Below are 22,100 nucleotides of genomic sequence, written 5' to 3'. Positions count from 1 at the left end.
CCGGGTGCCAGACCGGTCAGACCAGCATGAGGTCGTCGCGATGGACGACCTCCCGCTCGTAGCTGGCGCCGAGGGTGGCCGCGAGCTCGTGCGTCGAGCGGCCCATGAGCCGCGGCAGCTCCTCGGAGTCGTAGTTGACGATGCCGCGCGCGATGACGACCCCGTCGGGTCCGACGAGGTCGATCGGGTCGCCGGCCGTGAATGGGCCGGTGACGTCCGTGATGCCGGCCGGCAGCAGCGAGGCCTTGCGCAGCGTGAGGGCGCGGACGGCCCCCGCGTCGAGCTGGACGCTGCCCTCGGTGTGGCTCGCGTGCGCGAGCCACAGCAGGCGGGTGGGCCGGCGCCGACCGGTCGCGTGGAAGCGGGTGCCGACGGTCGCGCCGGACAGGGCCTGGTCGGCCTGGGCGGCGGACGTCAGCAGCACCGGGATGCCCGCTCCGGTGGCGATGCGTGCCGCCTCGACCTTGGTCACCATGCCGCCGGTGCCGATCGCGGAGGCGCTGGGGCGCACGATGTCGAGCGCCTCGAGGTCCTGCTCGCCGTGGACGTCCGGGACGAGGTGCGTGCCCTCCTTGGACGGGTCGCCGTCGTACAGGCCGTCGACGTCCGACAGGAGGACCAGCTGGTCTGCGTGCACGAGGTGCGAGACCAGCGCTGCCAGGCGGTCGTTGTCGCCGAAGCGGATCTCGCTCGTCGCCACGGTGTCGTTCTCGTTGACGATGGGGAGCACGCCGAGCTCGAGCAGCCGAGCGAACGTCTGGAACGCGTTGCGGTAGTGGCTGCGCCGGGTGACGTCGTCCGCCGTCAGGAGCACCTGCCCGACGACGACACCGTGGCGTGCGAAGCGGTCGGCGTAGCGGGCGATCAGCGCCCCCTGGCCGACGCTGGCCGCGGCCTGCTGGGTGGCCAGGTCACGGGGCCGGCGGTGCAGGCCGAGCGGCGCGAGTCCTGCGGCGATCGCGCCGGAGCTGACCAGCACGATCTCGTCGCCGCGCGCCCGCGCGGCGGCCAGGGCGTCGACCAGCGCGTCCACGCGCTCGCCGTCAAGGCCGCCGGCCGCCGAGCTCAGCGACGACGAGCCCACCTTGACGACGATGCGCACTAGAGCCGGTCCTCGTCGGACACGTCTCCGTCCAGGTCCGGATCGTCCTCGGGGAAGGTCCAGTCCGGGGTCGCCGGCGACGTCTCGGGGCGTCCGCTCTCGCGCGCCTCGCGGATCTCCGCCTCGTGCGCACGGCGAGCAGCCAGCTCCTCGCGTCGCTGCACGTTCGTGCGACGGTCGGACTGGTCGATGCGCAGGTCCTCGCCACGGCGGCCGAGCACCTCGGCGCCGGCGGGGATCTGCGGGTCGAAGTCGAACACCACGGCGTTGTCCTCGTCGCCGATGACGACGTCGTCGCCGGCGCGCGCACCGAGCTTGAGCAGCTCGTCCTCGACGCCCAGCCGGTTGAGCCGGTCGGCGAGGAAGCCGACGGCCTCGTCGTTCGCGAAGTCGGTCTGACGGACCCAGCGCTTGGGCTTCTCGCCGCGGACGACCCACTGCCCGTTGACCTGGTCGATCGTGAACTCACGGCCCACCCCGGCCTCGGCCTTGGGCCGCAGGACGATGCGCGTGACCTCGGCGACGGGCGTCTCGGCCCGGCGCGACGCGACGATCTCGGCCATCGCGAACGACAGCTCGCGCAGTCCCGCGTGGCTCGCGGCGGAGACCTCGTACACGTCCAGTCCCCGCGCCTCGAGCTCGTCGCGCACGAAGCCGGCGATCTCCTTGGCGTCGGGCACGTCGGTCTTGTTGAGCGCCACCAGACGGGGACGGTCCAGCAGGTCGCTGCCGTTGGCGTCGGCGTACGCCGCGAGCTCGCGCTCGATGACGTCGAGGTCGGTCAGCGGGTCACGACCGGGGTCGACGGTCGCGCAGTCGATCACGTGCACCAGTGCCGCGCAGCGCTCGACGTGGCGCAGGAAGTCGTGGCCGAGGCCGCGTCCCTCGCTCGCGCCCTCGATGAGGCCGGGGACGTCGGCGACCGTGAAGGTCGTGGAGCCGGCGGTGACGACGCCCAGGTTCGGCACGAGCGTCGTGAACGGGTAGTCCGCGATCTTCGGCCGGGCGCGCGAGAGGGCTGCGATGAGGCTGGACTTGCCCGCGCTCGGGAAGCCGATGAGGCCGACGTCGGCCACGACCTTGAGCTCGAGGGTGATCGTGCGCTCGTCGCCCGGCTCGCCCTTGAGCGCGAAGCCGGGGGCCTTGCGCTTGGAGGAGGCCAGCGCAGCGTTGCCCAGGCCGCCACGGCCACCGGCCGCGATGACCATCTCGGTGCCGGGACCGATCAGGTCCGCCAGCACCTCGCCCGAGGCGTCCTTGACGACCGTGCCGTCCGGCACCCGCAGGACCAGGTCCTGGCCGTTGCTGCCGCTGCGGTTGCTGCCCGCGCCGGGAGCACCGTTGGTGCCGCGGCGGTGCGGCTCGTGGTGGTAGTCGATCAGCGTCGTGACGTCGGCCCCGACCTGCAGGATGACGTCACCGCCGTTGCCGCCGTTGCCCCCGTCGGGACCTCCGAGGGGCTTGAACTTCTCGCGGTGGACCGAGGCGACACCGTCGCCACCGGACCCGCCGGCGACGTGGAGCGTCACCTTGTCGACGAAGCTGGGGACAGCCACAGGCCGCTCCTCCGTACTGCCCCGCATGAGGGGGCGTTAAATGGGACGAAGGGACCAGTCCGCGTCGGCGGACGGCCCCTTCGTTGTCTGCGATGGGACGCAGACGGGTGTTCGCGTTACTACTCGGCCGGGACACCCGGGACGATGTTGACGACCTTGCGTCCACGACGGCGACCGAACTCGACCGCTCCTGCCGAGAGGGCGAAGAGGGTGTCGTCACCGCCACGGCCGACGTTGGTGCCGGGGTGGAAGTGGGTGCCACGCTGACGGACGATGATCTCGCCGGCGTTGACGAGCTGACCGCCGAAGCGCTTCACACCCAGTCGCTGGGCGTTGGAATCGCGGCCGTTCTTGGTGGAGGCTGCGCCCTTTTTGTGTGCCATCTGTCCAGTCCTCTACTTGATCCCGGTGATCTTCACCTGGGTGTACTTCTGACGGTGACCCTGACGCTTCTTGTAGCCGGTCTTGTTCTTGTACTTCTGGATGACGATCTTGGGGCCCTTCGCGTCGCCGACGACCTCGGCGGTCACGGTGATCTTGGCCAGCGAGTCGGCGTCAGCCGTCACCTGGTCGCCATCGACGAACAGCACGGCGGGCAGCGAGAAGCTCTCGCCGTCGGCCTGCAGGACCTTGTCGATCTGGATGACGTCGCCCACAGCAACCTTCTGCTGCTTGCCGCCACTGCGCACGATTGCGTACACCACGGAATCCTCACTCATTTCAGCTCTGGGGCGCGCCCCGCACGGAAGCGGGAGACACGCGAGAACGGCGCGCAGAGCGCACCGAAGGACTAGTTTACGGAGCCTGACCCTCGCTGGTCAAAACGGGGTCCTCTCCGGAGTCGCCATCCGCGGGTGCGGACGCCGATCGAGGCGCTGCCGGAGGCCCGGCAGGCTTCGATGCCGACCCGCGCTTGCGGGTCGACCTCTTGACCGGAGCAGCGTCCTCGACAGGCGCCGGAGCGTCCGTCGAGGCTGCAGCACCGGCAACAGCTGGGGGTGCTTCCACCGCGGGCGGCGGCGGAGGCGGGGGCGGCGGCCCGGCAGAGGCCGGGACGTCGACGGGTCGGGGGGCGGCCGGCTGGACCGGCTCGGACGTGACGGGTGTCTCGACGGACGCCGGCTGATCCGGGGTGCGGTCGCGGTGCTCGTCACGGCGGCCGCCGCGCTGGTGGCCGTCCTTGCCCTGGTTGCCCGAGCTGTCCTTGCCCTGGTGGCCCTGGTGGTCCTTGTTGCCGTCCTTGTTGCCGTCCTTGGCCTGGTTGCCGTCCTGGTGGCCCTGGTTGCCGCTGCCGCGGCCTCCCCCACGGCCACCGCGGCTGCCACGGCGCTGCTCGTCCTTGCGGGGCTCCACCGGAGCGTCCTGGATCATCACACCGCGACCGTGGCAGTGCTCGCACTCGTGGCTGAACGACTCGAGCAGGCCGGTACCGATGCGCTTGCGCGTCATCTGGACCAGCCCGAGCGAGGTGACCTCGGCGACCTGGTGGCGCGTGCGGTCACGGCCCAGGCACTCCACGAGACGTCGCAGGACCAGGTCGCGGTTGCTCTCCAGCACCATGTCAATGAAGTCGACGACGATGATGCCGCCGATGTCGCGCAGCCTCAGCTGGCGCACGACCTCCTCGGCCGCCTCCAGGTTGTTCTTGGTGACCGTCTCCTCGAGGTTGCCCCCCGAACCGGTGTACTTGCCGGTGTTGACGTCGACGACCGTCATGGCCTCGGTGCGGTCGATGACCAGCGAGCCACCCGACGGCAGGAACACCTTGCGGTCCAGCGCCTTGTGGATCTGCTCGTCGAGGCGGTACGCCGCGAACGCGTCGGTCTCGCCGTCCCAGCGCGTGAGGCGCTCGGCGAGGTCGGGCGCCACGTGGTCGACGTAGCCCTTGATCATGTCCCAGGCGTCGTCACCCTCGACGACGAGCTTGTGGAAGTCCTCGTTGAACAGGTCGCGGACGACCTTGATCATCAGGTCGGGCTCGGAGTACAGCAGCTCGGGCGCCTTGCCGGCGGCCACCTTGGCCTCGATGACCTCCCAGCGGGCGGTCAGGGCGGTGACGTCGCGGGTCAGCTGCTCCTCGGTCGCCCCCTCGGCGGCGGTGCGCACGATGACGCCGGTGTTGTCCGGCAGCACCTCCTTGAGCAGGGCCTTCAGACGGGCCCGCTCGTTCTCGGGCAGCTTGCGCGAGATGCCGCTGGTCTGTCCGCCGGGCACCAGGACGAGGAACCGGCCGGGGAGGCTGATCTGGCTCGTCAGGCGGGCGCCCTTCTGGCCGATGGGGTCCTTGGAGACCTGCACCAGGATCGTCTGGCCGGGCGACAGCGCGTCCTCGATCTTGCGGGCCTTGCCGTTGCCGAGCGTGGTCCAGTCGACCTCGCCGGCGTAGAGCACGGCGTTGCGCCCCGCACCGATGTCGACGAACGCGGCCTCCATGCTGGGCAGGACGTTCTGGACCTTGCCGAGGTAGACGTTGCCGATGATCGACGTCTGCGACTCGCGGGCCACGTAGTGCTCGACGAGGACCTTGTCCTCGATCACGGCGATCTGCGTGTAGTCGTCACGCTGGCGCACGACCATCTCGCGGTTGACCGACTCGCGACGGGCCAGGAACTCGGCCTCCGACACGATCGGGGCGCGGCGGCGTCCGGCCTCGCGGCCCTCGCGGCGGCGCTGCTTCTTGGCCTCGAGGCGGGTCGAGCCGGCGACGCCGGTGATCTCGTCCTCGGCGCTGCGTCCGCTGCGGACGCGGACGACGGTGTTCTCCGGGTCGTCGGGCTGCACGTCGGCGCCCTCGCCGGCACGGGCACGGCGGCGACGGCGACGCGTGCCCCCGTTGCCGTCGTCCTCGGTCTCCTCCTCGGAGTCGCTCTCGCTCGACTCGTCGGTGTCCGACTCGCCCTTGCGACGGCGGCGGCCGCCGCGGCTGCGACGACGGCGACGCGGCGCGTCCGGGTCGTCGTCGTCCTCGGAGTCGTCCTCGCTCTCCGCGGGGGCGCTGCTCTCGTCCGGCTGGACCGTCTTCGGGCGCGCGGGCGCGGCGACCGGCTCGGGTGCCTGGAACATCGCGGCCACGGGCGACACGGGGGCCGTCGCGGGCTCCTCGGCGGCCGGCTGGTCGTCGGAGGACTCGTCCTCGACGGGCGCCGCCGCCTTGCGGGGGGCACGCCGGGACGTCGACCGCTTGGCCGGCCGCTCGACGGGGGCCTCGTCCTGCTCGACGGGCTCGATGTCCTCGTCCTCGGCCTCGACGGGATCGGGCTCGGGCTTGCGGGGCGGGGCCACCGGCGCCGAGAAGCTCACCGCGGCGGGCGGGCCTGCCGGTCGACCTGCGGCACGACGCCGGGTGGTCGGTGCCGAGCTGGTGGATTCTGCTGGGTTCTCGTTGTCGTCGAGCATGCGCTCTCCTTCGCCCTGGTCCGATCGGGATCGGCCCGGGGCACGTATGCGGTCCGGCACTGCGGACCTGAAGCTTCGGTCAACCCCTGCGCCACGCGCCGGGGAGTGACGGCGAACGTACGGTCTGTCACATCGACTTCCCCACCTGCCGCCGCGGTCGTCACCCGGTCAGGATGCGTCGCGGTCGTAGGCAAGTGGATCGCCTACCGTGCCATCCTCCGTGATGAGAGGACCCTGGGCCAAGCGAGTCGCGATGGGCGTCTGCTCGAGCTCGAGGCCCCCGCTGGAACGGAGTCCGGCAAGAACGTCGTCTGGTCGTATCGACGGTGTGTCGTGTCGCACGACCACCTCCAGTATCGCACATGGGGGAACCAGGGTCTCGTCAGAACGCGCGGACAGGTGGAGGACCGCCGCGCGGCAGTCGAGCGTGCGGAGGCCCCGCTTCATCATCCGCTCGATCAGCACCTCGTCCGCCGCGATGAATCCCTCGACCGCAGCGCTGGCGTGCTCGGGCGTCACACCGGGCAGCGCGATCTGCCAGGCACTGGCCTCGAGCCGATCGGCCAGGGCACCGGGGCGGGCGACCACGACGTCGACGATGTCGAGCCCGGCCGGGAGCGCCGAGTCCAGCAGCTCGCGCACCTCGTCGGCGTCACAGGGACGCGTCATGCCGATCTCCAGGTACTCCGCCTCGCTGGCCGCACCGGTCGGCGACGCGTTCGCGTACGAGATCTTGGGGTGCGGGGTGAACCCGGACGAGAAGCCGATCGGGATGCCCGCACGGCGGACCGCCCGCTCGAACGCCCGGGCGAAGTCGCGGTGGCTCGTGAACCGCAGGCGGCCGCGCTTGGCGTAGCGGATGCGCAGCTTCTGCACGATCGGCAGCTGCGGGTTCGGGGCTTCGGGATTGGGTGTTCCCTCGAGGGTCGTCACCCGACGAGGTTACCCGCGCGGCAATCGGGACAATGGATCGGTGACGACGCCCTCCCCCACGCCCACGACCGGAGGCAGGTGGCTCGTCGGAGCCGCGATCGTCCTGCTGGCGGTCAACCTGCGAGTGGCCGTCGGCAGCGTCGGCGTCGTGCTCGACCAGGTCCGCGGCGATCTGGGCATGACCGCGACGGTCGCCGGCGTCCTGACCACGCTGCCGGTCGTGTGCTTCGCCGTGTTCGGCGTGGGATCGGCCGGATCGGTGCGCCGGCTGGGCCTGCACCGCGCCGCCGCGCTGGTGCTGGCACTGCTCACCCTCGGGCTCGTGCTGCGGTCCGTCGTGGACGACGGCACGGTCTTCCTGCTGTGCAGCGTGATCGCGCTGGCCGGCGCCGCGGTCGGGAACGTCATCCTCCCGCCGCTGGTCAAGGCCCACTTCCCCGACCGGATCCCGCTGATGAGCTCGCTCTACGGCGCGGCGCTGATGGGCGGCGCCGCTGCGGCGTCGGTCACCACCGTGCCGCTGTCCGACGCGTTCGGCGGGTGGCGGTCCGGGATCGGGCTCTGGGCGGTGCTGAGCGGTCTCGCGCTCGTCCCGTGGCTTTTGATGCTGCGGCGGGACGTCCACGCGCCGCAGGTCCACGAGGACCGGCTGTCCATGCGCGCGGTCTCCCGCTCCCCCCTCGCCTGGGCGATGCTCCTGATCTTCGCCGCGCAGTCCGCGGGCGCCTACGCCCAGTTCGGCTGGTTCCCCCAGATGCTGGGCGACGCGGGGGTGTCCAGCGGGTACGCCGGCGCACTGCTGGGCCTGCTCAGCGCGGTGGGCCTGCCGCTCACGCTCGGACTCCCCTGGCTGATCGAGCGGGTCGGCGACCGGCCCTACCTGCCGTGGGCGTTCGCTGCCGTCACCGCAGCCGGCTGGCTCGGCGTGCTGCTCGCCCCGGCGACCGTCCCGTGGCTCTGGGCGGTCCTGCTCGGCCTCGGCGGCGGGGCGTTCACGTGGACGCTGACGATGATCGCCCGCCGGACGAGGACCACGGCGGGGACGGCGACCCTCTCGGTCACGACGCAGGGGCTCGGCTACCTCCTCGCCGGCATCGGACCGTTCGGCGTCGGTGCGCTCCACGACGCCACCGGGTCGTGGGACGCGCCGATCATCGCGCTGATCGCCCTGTCGGGGCTCATCGCGGTGTTCGGCACGATCGTCGCGCGGCCGGTGATGCTCGAGGACACCCTCGACCGCCGACCGCGCGGCTGACCGTCCCTCAGTGGGCGGCGTGCGGGTTGCCTGCCGCGGCGCGCGTGGCGCGGGCCTGACGGGCCAGGTGGGCGATGACGGCGAGGCGCTCGCCCCCGTGCTCGACGACGGCACGTTCTGCCGCGACCCGGCGACGTTCGAGTCGTTCGGTGAGCTCGTTCTCGTGCTGCTGGATGGCGACCTGGGCGATGAAGTCCGTGTACATGATGTCGGTCCTTTCGAGGAGTTCCTTCGACATCACCCACGTTCGTCGCTGAGGCACCGGTGCCACATCGGACGAACGCCGTAACTCCTGCCTGAGGCGCTACCTCAGACCCACCGCGGCTACCTCAGGTCAGACCACGCTCAGAGGCAGCAGGTTGCGACCCGTGGGGCCGATCTGGATCTCGGTGTCCATCTGCGGGCAGACGCCGCAGTCGAAGCACGGGGTCCAGCGGCAGTCCTCGACCTCCACCGCGCCGGCGGGGTCGAGCGCGTCCTGCCAGTCCTCCCACAGCCAGTCGCGGTCCAGGCCCGCGTCCAGGTGGTCCCACGGCAGCACCTCGGCGTACTCGCGCTCCCGGGTCGTGAACCAGTCGAGGTCGACCGGCTCGTCGGCCAGCGACTCCTCCGTCATCCGCGCCCAGCGCTCGTACGAGAAGTGCTCGCTCCAGCCGTCGAACCGTCCACCGTCACGCCACACGGCCTCGATGACCCGGCCGACGCGTCGGTCGCCGCGTGAGAGGAGTCCTTCGATGATCCCGGGCTTGCCGTCGTGGTAGCGGAAGCCGATCGACTTGCCGAACTTCTTGTCCGCCCGCACGAAGTCGCGCAGCTTCTGCAGCCGGGCGTCCGTGGTCTCGTGGTCGAGCTGCGAGGCCCACTGGAACGGGGTGTGCGGCTTGGGCACGAACCCGCCGATCGACACCGTGCAGCGGATGTCATGACGTCCGGACACCTCGCGGCCGGTCTGGATGACCCGCTTCGCGAGCTCGCCGATCTGCATCACGTCCTCGTCGGTCTCGGTGGGCAGACCGCACATGAAGTACAGCTTCACCTGGCGCCAGCCGTGCGAGTACGCCGCGGCGACGGTCTGGATGAGGTCGTCCTCGGAGACCATCTTGTTGATGACCTTGCGCAGCCGGTCGCTGCCGCCCTCGGGCGCGAACGTCAGGCCCGAGCGCCGGCCGTTGCGGCTGAACTCGTTGGCCAGCGTGATGTTGAAGGCGTCGACGCGTGTGGACGGCAGCGACAGGGACGTGTTGGTGCCCTCGTAGCGGTCGCCGAGCTGCTTGGCCACCTCGCCGATCTCGGTGTGGTCGGCGCTGGAGAGGCTCAGCAGCCCGACCTCCTCGAAGCCGGTCTTGTCCAGGCCGTTCTGCACCATCTGGCCGATGCCCTCGATCGAGCGCTCACGGACCGGGCGGGTGATCATGCCGGCCTGGCAGAAGCGGCAGCCCCGCGTGCAGCCGCGGAAGATCTCGACGCTGAAGCGCTCGTGGACGGTCTCGGCGAGCGGGACGAGCGGGTTCTTGGGGTACGGCCACGCGTCGAGGTCCATCAACGTGTGCTTCGCGATGCGCCACGGGACGCCGGGACGGTTGGGCACGACCCGCTGGATGCGCCCGTCAGGCAGGTACGTCACGTCGTAGAACTTCGGGACGTAGACGCCACCGGACTTCGCCAGGCGCAGCAGCACCTCGTCACGGCCGCCGGGGCAGCCCTCGGCCTTCCACTCACGGACGACGGCGCTGATCGCCAGGACGATCTCCTCGCCGTCGCCGAGGACCGCCGCGTCGATGAAGTCCGCGATCGGCTCGGGGTTGAACGCCGAGTGGCCTCCCGCGATGACGATGGGGTCCTCGCCGCCGCGGTCGACCGCGTGCAGCGGCATGCCGGCCAGGTCGATCGCGGTCAGGAAGTTGGTGTAGCCCAGCTCGGTCGAGAACGAGATGCCCATGAGGTCGAACGCCCGCACGGGGCGGTGCGCGTCGACCGTGAACTGCGGGATGTCGTTGTCGCGCATGACCTTCTCCATGTCGGAAAAGACCGCATACGTCCGCTCGGCCAGGATCCAGTCGCGCTCGTTGAGGACCTCGTACAGGATCTGCACGCCCTGGTTGGGCAGGCCGACCTCGTACGCGTCGGGGTACATCAGGGCCCAGCGGACCTCAGCGGAGTCCCACTCCTTGCTCGTCGCGTTGAGCTCCCCACCGACGTACTGGATGGGCTTGCCGATCGACGGCAGCAGGGGCTCCAGGCGGGGAAACACAGACTCGACGGACATGCGTCAAGGGTAGGCGCTCGGTGCGCGGGGGCGAAAACCGTGGGTCGCCCCCGCCTAGGACCGCTGCTCGTCGAGGTAGAGCCCCTTCACCCGCTGCACGACCCGCCACGACGCCTGGTCGTCGAGGTGGTCGAAGAAGATGCGACGTTTCCAGTCGTACTCCTCGGCCTGCTCGGGGGTGAGGGGGTCGAAGACCGTGTCGAGCGCCGCCGCGAGGTCCTCGAACGACCGGCACACGGGACCCGGGAGCACCCGGTCGAGCTGATAGAACAGCCCGCGCTCGGCGTTGCTGTACCGCTCGTAGTCGTACGCGAAGCTCATGACGGGCTTGCCGGTCAGCAGGAAGTCGACGAGGCAGCTGGAGTAGTCGCTGATCAGCGCATCCGCCTCCCGGTAGAGGATCTCCAGGTCCGGGTAGCGGTGGGCGGACAGGTCGATCGCGCCGAGCGGCATGAGCGCGCGGGAGTAGGTGCGCCCGCGGTCGGCCATGTGCTCGCGGACGCCGATCACGGCGTTGTGCCGCTCGGCCCACTTCGCCAGCCGGGCGAGCTCGGACTCGTCGAACTGGTACTGCGACTCGCCCTGGCCGTCACGGAACGTGGGCAGGAACATGACGAGGCGACGGCCCGCGACCTCGTCGCGCAGGCGCTGCGCCATCGCGCGGAAGTCGTCGGGGAGCTGCTCCTCCGGCCGGGTGACGAAGTCGTTGCGCGGCAGCCCCGTGGGCCACATGTCGGGGTACGACACGGGAAAGAACGCCGCAGACATCGCCAGGGCGTCCATGCGGCTGGACACGATGACCGCGCGCGAGTAGCCGTGCTTGGTCATCAGGGTCTGCCGGGTCTCCTCGTCGAGCCCGGCCGACGCCATGCCGAACCGCTTGAGCGGGATGCCGTGCCACAGGTTGATGACGTCGTGCGTGATCGCCGACATCGGCCACGGCACGTTGCCCGTGAGGGTGTGCTTGACGAACACGAACCGCGACCGCGCCAGGTAGTACTGCGCCTCGGGGCTCTCGATCGGCACGATGACGACGTTCTCGCCCGTCACGTCGATCCGGCGGGACTTGGTCAGGATGATCTTCTTGATCGACGGGTCGTCGCGGATCTCGTCGAAGACCGCGCGCTCGTTGCCGGCAAAGGTGTGGTCGTAGGCGCAGACCGGGAACGCCCACCAGTGGTCGTACTTCGGGACGGTCTCGTCGACGACCTGGAACTCCTCTGGCGTCATGGGGTCGTGGAAGTCGACCGTCCCATCCTCTCGGGTGACGATCGCGAAGCTGCGCTGCAGGCTCGCGTCGGACGAGACACGCACCAGGTGCGCCTCGATCTCGTCCAGGACGTCGCCGGGCACCCAGGCGCCGAGGCGGACGCGCCACCGGGCGAAGTCGGGGATGCGGTCGGGGTTGTTGACGAGGTAGCTGCGCGACAGCAGCGGGTAGCGTCCGGACTCGACGAGCTCGAACCCCGTGGGCCCGAACGGCTGGTCGTTGGGCCGGAGCACGTCGTCGTGGACACCGAGCTCGTAGCCGCGGGCGGCGAGGTACCGCGTGAGGCCGAGATCGTGACGGCGGGTCATCCGGGTGCTGCCCGTCCGCGGGATCATCCGCTCCATGACGCGTCGGAAACCCGGGTCAGCGACGACCGGCGCACGGAAGGCGGTGATCGCCATGTCGCGGGTGAGCGTCTCGTTGGCGCGGATGCTCGAGGGCTTGAGGTAGCGGCGCTTCGCCTCGTCGACGCCGATCGGCTCACGATCTGGTCCTTCACCGAGGAACCGTGGTGAGGTCACCCGCAGCGCCCACCAGTCGCATGCGCGCTCGTCCATCGTCGCGAACACCTCGTCGAGAGGACGCACCAGATAGTGGTCGTCGTCGACGATCACGACCTCGTCGTACTGCTCGAGCGTGTCCCATCCCACCAGGTCGCGCGCGAGGATCGCGCCCTTGGCGGTGGCGCTGTCGTCGACCCGTTGCTCCCACGACTCGACGACCAGGCCGTCCAGCTTCTCCAGCTCGCCGTCCAGCAAAGGTTGGCGACCGAGGTAGAACACGTCGCCGAACCGGCCGAGCTCGCGCACGAAGCGCACGACGTGTGGGGCGACCAGCCCGTCGGGGTCCGCACCGACGACCAGGCAGGCGCGCCGCACCGCGCCGGACGCCCCGAGGGGGGCCGGGACGTTCTCGGTCAGCGGCTCGGGGCGCGTGGGAAGTCCCACGAAGCGGCCGACGAGCACGTGGTGCAGCAGGGGGTTGATGCCGTCGACGTCGCCGTCGAGGTGCTCACCGAGGTACCACCAGAGGTCGAAGTCCAGGCTCGGGTTGCGCAGCAACGTGCGTCCGCGCTGGCAGAAGTGCCGGACGGCGTCGCCATCACGTGGCTTCAGCGGCGGGTCGGTGCCGAGGTACGCCGCGACGTCCACGGCACCGCTGCGCCGGACCACCTCGATCTCGCACGCCATGAGATCCGTCTCCGACGGTGCGGTCGTCGGCGCCTCACCGTCCTGGTGGGCGAGCCCGTGCTCAAGCAGACCGTCGATGAGGTGCGCACCGGACCCCTTCTCGGTGCGTTCGGCATCGGCCCAGCGAGCCACGAAGGACTGCCACTGCTGGAGGAAGACCTCGGGACTCATACGGCGTCACTCCTCGGGCTCGACGCCATCGCGCCCTCCTCGACGAGGTGCGCCATGACCCGGTCGACGTTGCCGTGACCGGGGTGGTCGACCAGCATCTCGCGCACGCGCTGCTCGCGGCGGGACAGCGGGCGGTCCAGCACGGTCTCCAGCTCGGCCTCGAGCGAGTCGAAGTCGCGGCAGACCGGACCGGGAAAGAAGTGCTCGAGGTCGTACAGGAGCCGGCCGGCGGCGACGTCGAGGTCGTGGGCGAAGGCGATGACCGGACGTCCGGTCGTGGCATGGTCGAGGGCGAGGCCCGAGTAGTCGGTCAGCACGGCGTGGGTCGCACGCAGCACCGCGTGGTCGGACGCGTAGCGGGTGCGCGACAGGTCGAGGGCGAGGTCGCCGAGCTGCTGCGCGTACGGGCGGACGAGGTCGCCGGCCGCCTCCCGCAGGCCGATCACCGCGTCGTGCCGCTCGCACCAGGCCCGCAACCGGTCGATCTCGGCGTCGGTGAACCGGTACGCCGCACGCTCCCCCGCCAGCGTGCGCTGGGTCGGAGCGAACAGCAGCAGGCGGCGGCCCCGCACCTCTGCCTCGACTGCGGCGACCTGGGCGGCCAGGTCGTCGGGGAGGGCGTCCGTGTCCGCCCACAGGAAGTCGTGTGCGGGGATGCCGGTGGACCAGGTGTCCTCGAACCGGGCCGGCCAGTGCGTGGCCAGGGTCGCGAGGCGGTCCACGTCGGAGGCGACGAGGATGCCGGCCAGCGGGTGCCCGGGAATGGGGTGGACGAGCCGCTCACCGCGGTCGGCTCCAGGCCGACCCTCCGGCGGCGCGGGTGCCTCCGCGGCACGTCCCGCCCGCTCGAGCTGCAGCCCGTCGCGGACCATGACGACGGCCCGTTGGTCGGTCTGCACGGGGGCGGCGAGCGTGTTGCGCATGCTCGCGCGCACGAACACCGTCCCGGCCCGCAGCAGGTGGTCGCGGCCGGCCGGGCTGAGCAGCGGCTCGACGACGACGTTCGCGCCGGCCAGCTCGACCCGGCGGCTGCGGGTCAGGACGACCTTGGTGATCGTCGGGTCGTCGCGGACGGCCTCGAGGATCGCCCTGCTGTTGTCGGGCAGCCGGTGGGTCCCGCCGTCCACGGCGAACACCCAGAGATCGGGCCGTTTGACGGTGCTCTTGTCGACACGCCTGAACTGGGGCCCGCGGAGGACCTCCGGCACCACGACGTCGCCGGCGGCGTCGGTCGTGATCGCGAAGCTGCGCTTCAGGCGGTCGTCCGGCGCGGTCCGGACCAAGGTGCGTTCGAACTGCTCGACGTCGGCTCCCGGCGCCACCTCGAGGAGCCGTTCCTTCCAGCGCACGAGTCCGGGGACGTTGTAGTGGTTCTGGTAGATGAAGTACCGCTTGAGCAGCGGGAAGCCTCGTCCGATCATCACGAACGCCCAGTCGCTGAACAGCGGGTGGTACGGATACAGGTCCGCCATGAACGTGTCGAGGGCGTGTCCGCGGCCGAGCAGCAGGTGCGTCAGCCCGATCTCGTACTTGTGGACGACCAGCCGCTTGCCGGCCTGTGGCGCGACCGAGTCCATCAGCCGCCGGAACAGCGGATCGTCCAGGACAGGACGCCGGAACGCCAAGAAGTACGAGCCGACGTGGAAGTTGTAGATCGACTCGCGCTCGAAGTCCTCCGCGTGCTCGCGCAGCGCGGTCGCGAGCGCCACGGGCTCGGAGAGGCTGCGGAACGGGTCGTCGCGGACGTCGATGATGCCCTTGGTGGCCTGCAGGCCCCACCAGTCGCAGTCCCGGGCGTCCATCTCGGCGAACAGCTCGTCCAGCGGCCGGACCGCGAAGCAGCTGTCGTTGACGAAGAGCACCTCGTCGTACCCGGCCAGGCGGTCCCAGCCGACCAGCTCGCGGGCCAGCATCGCGTACGAGCCGAAGTCGTACGCGCCGTGGCGGATCCCCCACGCACCGACGGTGATGTCCCGGATCTTGTCCAGCTCGCGGGGCGCGAGGTAGCCGTCGAACAGGTAGAAGACGTCGCCGTGGCGCGAGAGGTCCCGCAGCAGGGCGACGACCGACTCGTCCACCTCGCCGTCGACGTCGAACCCGGCGAACAGCACCGCCCGTCGTACCGGCCGATCGCGAGGCAGGGAGGTGCCGCTGCCCACCGGACGGACGTCGGCGCCCGTCGGACGCGTGCTCAGCCCGGCCTCGCGGCCCTCGCTCGCCCAGTGGACCAGCGGGTTGACCGCGTCGTCGGCCGGGTCCAGGTGCACGGACCAGTACCACCACACGTCGAAGTCGGGGTTGGGCTTGCGCAGCTCGCGCCAGCCGATGCGGCAGAAGTGCTCGAGCGCACTGAGGCCGGTGGCCTCGACCGAGGGGTTGCCCCGGAGGTAGAACGTCTCGTCGACGAGGTCGGTCACGAGGGCCATCTCGCGCCGCAGGCGTTCTTCGTCGACCTCGTGGGTCGTCACCGCGCAGGCTCCGACGCCAGACGCAGGAAGTGCACCAGCGGGTTCACTCCGTCCGCGATCTCGGGGTGCTGCTCACGGTAGGTGGCCGTCACGAACTCCGGACCGGGGTCCTTGCCCTGACCCGCCCCGTGGCGCAGGTAGTGCAGTGACGCGCTCAGACCGGTCGAGGCAACCTCGGGGTACTGCTGGAAGTACCACGGCCCGTCCATCAACGCCGAGGACCGGAGGACAGCCAGATCGTCATCCTCGTCCGGACTCGGCATGGTCGAGAGGACGCGGCGCTTGAGCCAGCCACGCGGTCCAGTGACCGACTCTCCTTGCACGAGGCGCCCGTCGAGTCGACGAGTCAGATCGACGAGGCGCTGTTCCGTCTCGTCGTGCGAGAGACTCGCCTCGGCGAGCTCCTCCTGCTGACGACGAGCCTTGGCGAGCTCGAGCTGGCACAGGCGCAGCTTCTCTCGGAGCTTGGCGACCTCCACGTCCGGATCCACGACCACTCGGACTTGCCTCCATCATCGCCGCCACGTCGAGGTCCACCCAGCTGGCCGCCCCCGACTCGAACAGATTCACCTTACAAGGCCATAGCACGTCTTTCCGTGAGGGTCCGTGGCGTCGGCGACCACGGGCGGTGCCGACCCGCCCCCCGCGACCGGCGCTAGGCTCGGGGCCGTGAAGCGACGTCCCCGCACCCCGCCTCCGTTCTCGGTCACCTACGTGGCGATCTCGACCGACGGGTCGCCCGACCAGATGCTGACGATCCGCAACAACACCGAGGTGTCCGTCGTCCCCACGCTGCGCTTCGTCGCGTACGACGTCTACGGCCGCGAGCTCCCCCACGTCGTCACGCAGGGGGTGAACGGCTCACACCGCGGCGGCCCGCTCCTTCCCGCCGCCGGAGTCCTCACGGACGTCCTGCGGTTCGACGGGCAGGGCTCCCACCTCGTGCGCGGGGTGCGCGTCGAGCTCGCCGCGGCCGAGGAGGTGGACCATCCCGCCCTGGAGAAGGACGTCACGTCGGTCATGATCGACCTGGAGCAGAAGGCGACGGCGGACCCCGGCGAGTTCTGGGGCATCGGCCTGGTCAACCCCAACCCGTTCGGGATCACGATGCGCATCTCCCTGCTGGAGTTCGAGGAACCCCAGCGCGACCAGCCGCGTCAGGTCAGTGACGTCGTCACCCTGCAGGAGGACGTCGACATGGCCTCGGCCTCCAACCACGTGATCTGGTTGCCCGAGGACGTCCGCGGACAGTTCCACGAGGTCATCCACCACCTGCGGATGCCGACCTACGCCTGACTCCTCGCCAGTGGGGCCGGCTGCGGCGCCTTGGACGCTGCCAGCACGACCGACGACCCGAACGGCAGGTTCGTGCGGCGCAGCAGCCGCTGATCGAGCCGGCACAGCCCCATGAGCAGCCCGGACACGCCGGGTGACACCGGCGGCAGGTCGACGATGTCGGACGGCGCCGCGGCGCCGCGGCGTTGGAGCCGCTCGACGGCTCTCTTCAGCACCCGCTGCGCCGCGAACAACGGGAAGACCGCGGCGAAGGCGTACGTCGCCCGGTCCACCTGCAGACCCGCGAGCTCGACCGCGCGGACCGCGCGCCCGCGCGTGTACCGACGGTGATGACCGTTCGCGTCGTCGAAGCTGGACCAGGCCCACTGGTAGGCCGGGACCGAGAGCATGAGCGTCCCGCCCGGCTTGAGCACCCGCTGCAGCTCGGCCAGCGCGACGGACTCGGGCTCGCAGTGCTCGACGACGTCGAACGCGCCGACCACGTCGAAGCTGTCGTCGCCGAAGGGCAGCAGGAGGGCCGAGCCGCACACGCCTCCGGCGGACAGGCCGCGGGGATCGATGTCGACGGAGACGTGCAGCCCGTCGTGGTCGTGCAGCCAGCCCACGCTCGGACCGTCCGCACTGCCGACGTCCAGGACCCGCTGCGGAGCCCCGACACGGTGAGCCAGGATCGTCCCGAGCAGCGCGGTCCGCGCTCGGTACCACCAGTAGTCCGTGGCCGCGAGAGAGGCGGAACCTCCCCGCCCGGTTGATGTCATGGGGACAGGCTAGTGCGCCGGCACGTGGCCGCAAGGTCAGTTTCGCCCCGCGGCGACAGGATTCGCCGGTGGGCGCGGCCGCTGAGAACACGACGCGCGCCACCTGCGCGCTCGGCACGCGTTTCTGCGATCCCGTGCTTATAGTTTCGTGACGACCCTCGACCGGAGGCCATGCTGTGACTTCGCCTCACACGATCTCCATCGTGATCCCCGTGTACCGCGGCGGGACGCACCTGCCCGACCTCCTCCAGGAGCTCGAGCCACTCACCGAGCCGCACACCACGGCCGCCGGTCACACCATGCGGGTCACCGAGGTGATCCTGGTCCACGACTGCGGCCCGGACGACTCGGACCACGTGCTGCGCGAGGCCAGCGAGAAGCACGAGTGGATCCTGCCGGTCTGGCTCAGTCGCAACTTCGGCCAGCACCCGGCCACGATCGCCGGGATGGCCAGCTCGTCGGGTGACTGGATCGTCACGATGGACGAGGACGGTCAGCACGACCCGGCCGACATCGACAGCCTGCTGGACACCGCGATGGCGAAACAGGCCCGGCTCGTCTACGCCGCGCCGGTCAACCCGGCCCCCCACTCGGCGTTCCGCAACGTCACGTCCCGCACGTCGAAGCGGGTCATCAACCTGATCGCCGGCGGCACCGACGCCGCAGCGTTCCACTCGTTCCGCCTCGTGCTCGGCGAGGTCGGGCGCAGCGTGGCGGCGTACGCAGGCCACGGCGTCTACCTCGACGTCGCGCTGACGTGGGTCACCGATGCGCCCGCGACGGCACCCGTCACCCTGCGTGCCGAGGGCGATCGCCAGTCGGGCTACTCGACGCTCAAGCTCCTGTCCCACTTCTGGAGGATGGTCCTGACCAGCGGCACCCGTGGGCTGCGGGCGGTGAGCCTCCTCGGGGTCGTCCTGGCCGTGCTGGGCGCGGCCGTCGCCTGCTACTTCGTGATCGCCCGGCTCAACGGCGACGAACCACCCCAGGGCTGGACGTCCCTGGTGGTCCTGCTGCTGCTGATGGGCGGCGTCATCCTGTTCTCCCTGGGCGTGATCGCCGAGTACGTCGGGGTCGCCGTGAGCATGGCGATGGGCAAGCCGCCGTACCTGATCACGAGCGACCCCCAGCTCGGCCCGCTCGGACGCGCTCCCGATGGCGTCGCCCAGAGCTGACTCCCCGGCGGACTGGATCGTCGGGGCCCACGGCATGCTCGGCAGCGCCGTCACGCGTGCCGCCGAGATCGCCGGCCACACCGTGCACCTCAGCCACGTGCCGTGGGGTGATCCGGCCCGCGCCGTCGAGGTCCTCGCCGCCGACGCCCAGCGGATCCTGACGCTGCACGACGACGTCACCCTCCTGTGGTGCGCGGGCGCGGGGGTGGTCGCCACCACCCCCGAGATGCTGGCGGTCGAGGTCGAGACGTTCCGATCGTTCATGACCGAACTGGACGAGGCCCACCTCCGGCACCGCGAGTCGCGGGTGCGGGTCTTCCTCGCGTCGTCCGCCGGCGGCGTCTATGCCGGGTCGGCCGCTCCCCCGTTCACCGAGTCGACGGCGCCGATCGCGCTGGCCCCCTACGGCGAGGCCAAGCTCGCGAACGAAGAGGCCGTTCGACGACTCGCCGACCACGGTGTCTCGGTGCTGATCGGCCGGCTGTCCAACCTCTACGGCCCGGGCCAGGACCTGAGCAAGCCGCAGGGCGTCATCTCCCAGCTGTGCCGCGCGCAGTGGCAGCGCTCCCCGATGACCATGTACGTGTCGCTGGACACCACCCGCGACTACCTGTTCGTCGGCGACGCGGCGCAGATGGTGCTGGCCGGGAGCCACCTGCTGTCGGCCGAGCCCGACGGCACCGTCGTCGTCAAGATCCTCGCGTCCCAGGCGCCGGCCTCCCTCGCGCTGATCATCGGTGAGCTCAGACGGGTCAGCCGCCGACGCGCCCCGATCGTCGTCGGCACCTCGCCGAACGCCCGGTTCCAGGCCAAGGACCTGCGTTTTCGCTCCGAGGTGTGGCCGTCGCTCGACCACCTCGCGTCCACCCCGCTGCCCGCGGGGATCCACGCGACCCTCCAGAACGTGTCGGAGGGCCTTCGCCGATGACCGTCCCCACCTCGGTGCGGCCGCGACTCGCGGCCGCGGCGCGTTCGGTCACGCCCGTCCGCCTCGTGGCGGGGCTCCTGGCGCTCCACGTCGTCCTCAAGGTGGCCCTGCTCCCCATCGCGGTGCGCACTCCGCTGCTGGGCGACGAGAAGGCCTACTCCGCCGGAGGCCAGGCGATGGCCCGGGCGCTCCGCTCCTTCTTCTCCGGGCAGGGGGTGCCGATCAGCGACCTGCAGGAGCACGTCATCGGCAACGGGTGGTTCATGCCGGGCATGTCGACCCTCCTGACCCCGCTGTACCTGGTCGCGCCCGGTGCCAGCGTGCCCGCGGCACGGATCTACGTGGGCGTCCTGACCCTCGTGCTGTTCCTCGGCGCGGTCGCGATCGTCTTCCGTGTCGTCGCCTGGCAGCTGGCGGCAGCCCTGGCGGTCGTCCCGGCGCTCGTGCCGATGTGGGTGCTGTACTCCTACACGATGTGGGGTGACCTCTCGGCCGGCCTCGTCCTCGTCGTGGTCGTCGCCCAGCTCGTCCGCATGTGGCGCAGCCTGGCCGCGGGCCGGGCTCCGCGGTGGCGCGACGCCGCGCTCCTCGGCGTCCTCCTCGGCGCGGCGCTCTACCTGCGCTCGAGCACCCTGCCGCTCGTCGCCGGTCTCCTCGTCCTGTCGGCCATCGCGGTGCTGTGCTGGACGCGCGGGAGCCAGCGCACCCGGGCGCTGCTGGGCTGCGGCCTCGCCGCAGCCGTCCTGGCCGTCATGATGCTGCCGTGGTCGTACACCGTCAGCCGGACCTTCGACGCCCGGGTGACGACGACGACCACCCTCCCCCTGTCCATCGGCTACGCCTTCGGCAACCAGGACGAGATGTGCTTCGGTCCCTGCCCGCCCGGCAACACCTGGTACGTCATGGCCGACTTCGCCCGGGACGTCGCCGCGCGCACGGGAGAGAACCAGCTCGACGTCCAGCGCCGGATGGCGGACCACGCGTTGGAGGGCGTCACGCCGTCGTCCTACGCGACCGACGTGCTGGACAACGTCGGGCGCTACGTGTTCGAGCCCACCGGCTTCGAGAACGCCTTCCGGGCCAAGGACGCCGGTGGCGAACCGCCTCGCCTGGAGATCACGGATCCCGACGTCGTCTCGCGCCTGGACGTGCACGTGACCAAGACGCTCTACTTCGCGACCCTGGTGCTGGCCGCGGCCAGCGTCCTGCTCGTCCGGCGGACGCCCGCCCGGATCCAGGTCGTGACGATCCTGGCGTCCCTGGTCACCGCCGCCCTCATGACCCAGCCGTTCGTCCACATCGCGTCGCCCCGCTACTGGCCGGTGTTCCTGCCGATGCTGGCCCTGATGGCCGGCAGCCTGCTGATCAGACGGGACGACGAGCTCTCGAGCCGCTCCCTGCGCCGGGTCCACATCGTCCTCGCGATCGGCTGGGTGACGGTGCCGGTCGTGCTCGTGGGGCTGTCACGCCTGGCGACGTAGGCTCGTCCCGTGTCCGAGAACGCCGTCCCGCGCCGAGCCGTGGCGGCCGTCGTGGAGAGACGCGAGCTGCGCTACCTGGTGGTGGGCGGGCTCAACACGGCGTTCTGCCTCGCGGCCTTCATCGTGCTCGACCGGCTGCTCGGCGACGCCATCCACTACATGGGCACCCTGGTCCTGGCGTACGCCGTCGGGATCCTGACCGGGTTCGCGGCGCACCGCCGGTTCGTCTTCGGGGTGCACGGTCGTCTCCTGGGCGACTTCCTGCGGTTCACGGTCGTGAACCTCGGCGGGTTCGCGGTCAACGCCGCGCTGCTCCCACTGCTCGTCGAGGTGGTCGGCATCCCGCCCATCCCGGCGCAGGTGCTGGCGATCGGGTGCACCGTCGTGGTCACCTACTTCGGCCACGCGCTCTTCTCGTTCAAGCGCGACTGACCGCGGCGGGCGTCACAGAGCGGGGAACCAGAGCCCGATCTCGCGGGTCGCCGACTCCTCGGAGTCCGACGCGTGCACGAGGTTCTCGCGGTTGGACAGCGACAGGTCGCCGCGGATCGTGCCCGGGGCGGCCTGGCGGCCGTCGGTGGCACCGTTGAGCTGGCGCACGACCGAGATGGCCTCGTCGCCCTCGAGCACCAGCGCCACGAGCGGGCCGGAGGTCGCGAACTCGCGCAGCGGCGGGTACCAGGGCTTCTCGACGTGCTCGGCGTAGTGGGCGTCGGCCATGGCGGCGTCGATCGTGCGCTGCTCCATCGCGACGAGGGACAGCCCCTTGAACTCGAACCGGGACAGGATCTGTCCGACCAGGCCGCGGCGGACCGCGTCGGGCTTGATCAGGACGAGTGTGCGTTGGGCCATGGA

19 protein-coding genes are annotated in these 22,100 nt (G+C 70.9%); 6 read left to right on the top strand and 13 right to left on the bottom strand.

The features are described 5' to 3' along the window. Positions 1–16: 16 nt before the first annotated feature. From proB to C3E78_RS05635, 6 genes are all read right to left on the bottom strand, one after another. Entirely contained in the window at positions 17–1,102 is a 1,086-nt protein-coding gene (proB, locus tag C3E78_RS05660) for a glutamate 5-kinase (RefSeq protein WP_108577380.1), read from the bottom strand. Beyond that, entirely contained in the window at positions 1,102–2,658 is a 1,557-nt protein-coding gene (obgE, locus tag C3E78_RS05655) for a GTPase ObgE (RefSeq protein ID WP_235833692.1), read from the bottom strand. The genes proB and obgE overlap by 1 nt, the downstream gene beginning before the upstream one ends. A gap of 119 nt (positions 2,659–2,777) precedes the next feature. After that, positions 2,778–3,041, bottom strand: coding sequence for a 50S ribosomal protein L27 (gene rpmA / locus C3E78_RS05650; RefSeq protein WP_108577378.1), 264 nt, complete (start codon positions 3,039–3,041; stop codon positions 2,778–2,780). Positions 3,042–3,053: 12 nt separating this feature from the next. After that, positions 3,054–3,359 (bottom strand): 50S ribosomal protein L21, encoded by a 306-nt coding sequence (gene rplU, locus C3E78_RS05645; RefSeq protein WP_199906942.1) that lies wholly within the window; start codon positions 3,357–3,359, stop codon positions 3,054–3,056. 94 nt (positions 3,360–3,453) lie between these two features. Next, positions 3,454–6,054: an Rne/Rng family ribonuclease gene (locus C3E78_RS05640; protein WP_108577376.1), complete on the bottom strand. Its 2,601-nt coding sequence runs from the start codon at positions 6,052–6,054 to the stop codon at positions 3,454–3,456. Positions 6,055–6,222: 168 nt separating this feature from the next. Next, positions 6,223–6,987 carry a TIGR03936 family radical SAM-associated protein gene (locus tag C3E78_RS05635; RefSeq protein WP_199906941.1) on the bottom strand — a complete coding sequence of 255 codons (765 nt, stop codon included), beginning with the start codon at positions 6,985–6,987 and terminating at the stop codon, positions 6,223–6,225. Between the two features lie 40 nt (positions 6,988–7,027). Here C3E78_RS05635 and C3E78_RS05630 point away from each other — a divergent pair, with 40 nt between their 5' ends. Continuing rightward, on the top strand, positions 7,028–8,242 hold the full coding sequence (locus tag C3E78_RS05630; protein ID WP_159085823.1) for an MFS transporter: 1,215 nt from the start codon (positions 7,028–7,030) through the stop codon (positions 8,240–8,242). Between the two features lie 7 nt (positions 8,243–8,249). On the opposite strand, the gene C3E78_RS05625 is transcribed toward C3E78_RS05630, so the two are convergent. From C3E78_RS05625 to C3E78_RS05605, 5 genes are all read right to left on the bottom strand, one after another. Further along, positions 8,250–8,447 carry a hypothetical protein gene (locus C3E78_RS05625; RefSeq protein WP_135804848.1) on the bottom strand — a complete coding sequence of 66 codons (198 nt, stop codon included), beginning with the start codon at positions 8,445–8,447 and terminating at the stop codon, positions 8,250–8,252. A 129-nt stretch (positions 8,448–8,576) separates the two neighbouring features. Continuing rightward, positions 8,577–10,508: a TIGR03960 family B12-binding radical SAM protein gene (locus tag C3E78_RS05620; protein WP_108577373.1), complete on the bottom strand. Its 1,932-nt coding sequence runs from the start codon at positions 10,506–10,508 to the stop codon at positions 8,577–8,579. A 54-nt stretch (positions 10,509–10,562) separates the two neighbouring features. Next, the gene (locus tag C3E78_RS05615; RefSeq protein WP_108577372.1) at positions 10,563–13,139 is read right to left on the bottom strand and encodes a CDP-glycerol glycerophosphotransferase family protein; all 2,577 of its coding nucleotides are present in this window, start codon (positions 13,137–13,139) and stop codon (positions 10,563–10,565) included. Then, positions 13,136–15,607 carry a CDP-glycerol glycerophosphotransferase family protein gene (locus tag C3E78_RS05610; protein ID WP_108577371.1) on the bottom strand — a complete coding sequence of 824 codons (2,472 nt, stop codon included), beginning with the start codon at positions 15,605–15,607 and terminating at the stop codon, positions 13,136–13,138. The genes C3E78_RS05615 and C3E78_RS05610 overlap by 4 nt, the downstream gene beginning before the upstream one ends. Further along, positions 15,604–16,098 carry a hypothetical protein gene (locus tag C3E78_RS05605; RefSeq protein WP_135804847.1) on the bottom strand — a complete coding sequence of 165 codons (495 nt, stop codon included), beginning with the start codon at positions 16,096–16,098 and terminating at the stop codon, positions 15,604–15,606. Before C3E78_RS05605 ends, C3E78_RS05610 begins: the two co-directional genes overlap by 4 nt. A 178-nt stretch (positions 16,099–16,276) precedes the next feature. Here C3E78_RS05605 and C3E78_RS05600 point away from each other — a divergent pair, with 178 nt between their 5' ends. Next, positions 16,277–16,903, top strand: a complete 627-nt coding sequence (locus tag C3E78_RS05600; protein ID WP_108577369.1) for a hypothetical protein — start codon at positions 16,277–16,279, stop codon at positions 16,901–16,903. Here the strand turns inward: C3E78_RS05600 and C3E78_RS05595 are convergent. After that, positions 16,894–17,661 carry a methyltransferase domain-containing protein gene (locus tag C3E78_RS05595; RefSeq protein ID WP_108577368.1) on the bottom strand — a complete coding sequence of 256 codons (768 nt, stop codon included), beginning with the start codon at positions 17,659–17,661 and terminating at the stop codon, positions 16,894–16,896. The two genes, C3E78_RS05600 and C3E78_RS05595, sit on opposite strands and share 10 nt — an antisense overlap. Positions 17,662–17,864: 203 nt before the next feature. Between C3E78_RS05595 and C3E78_RS05590 the strand changes: the two genes are divergently transcribed. The 4 genes from C3E78_RS05590 to C3E78_RS05575 are packed head-to-tail and all read left to right on the top strand — an operon-like array spanning position 17,865 to position 21,677. Beyond that, entirely contained in the window at positions 17,865–18,836 is a 972-nt protein-coding gene (locus tag C3E78_RS05590) for a glycosyltransferase (protein WP_235833691.1), read from the top strand. Beyond that, entirely contained in the window at positions 18,817–19,764 is a 948-nt protein-coding gene (locus C3E78_RS05585; RefSeq protein WP_108577367.1) for an NAD-dependent epimerase/dehydratase family protein, read from the top strand. Before C3E78_RS05590 ends, C3E78_RS05585 begins: the two co-directional genes overlap by 20 nt. Next, positions 19,761–21,245, top strand: a complete 1,485-nt coding sequence (locus C3E78_RS05580; RefSeq protein WP_108577366.1) for a hypothetical protein — start codon at positions 19,761–19,763, stop codon at positions 21,243–21,245. Before C3E78_RS05585 ends, C3E78_RS05580 begins: the two co-directional genes overlap by 4 nt. Before the next feature lie 9 nt (positions 21,246–21,254). Continuing rightward, positions 21,255–21,677, top strand: a complete 423-nt coding sequence (locus C3E78_RS05575; RefSeq protein ID WP_108577365.1) for a GtrA family protein — start codon at positions 21,255–21,257, stop codon at positions 21,675–21,677. Between the two features lie 12 nt (positions 21,678–21,689). Here C3E78_RS05575 and ndk read toward each other — a convergent pair whose 3' ends face one another. Then, on the bottom strand, positions 21,690–22,097 hold the full coding sequence (gene ndk / locus C3E78_RS05570) for a nucleoside-diphosphate kinase (protein ID WP_108577364.1): 408 nt from the start codon (positions 22,095–22,097) through the stop codon (positions 21,690–21,692). Positions 22,098–22,100 lie beyond the last annotated feature (3 nt).

The organism is Aeromicrobium chenweiae, assembly GCF_003065605.1.
Lineage (GTDB): Bacteria > Actinomycetota > Actinomycetes > Propionibacteriales > Nocardioidaceae > Aeromicrobium > Aeromicrobium chenweiae.
The sequence above is the reverse complement of the archived record's forward strand: the minus strand, read 5'-3'. Positions and strand labels throughout refer to the sequence as shown.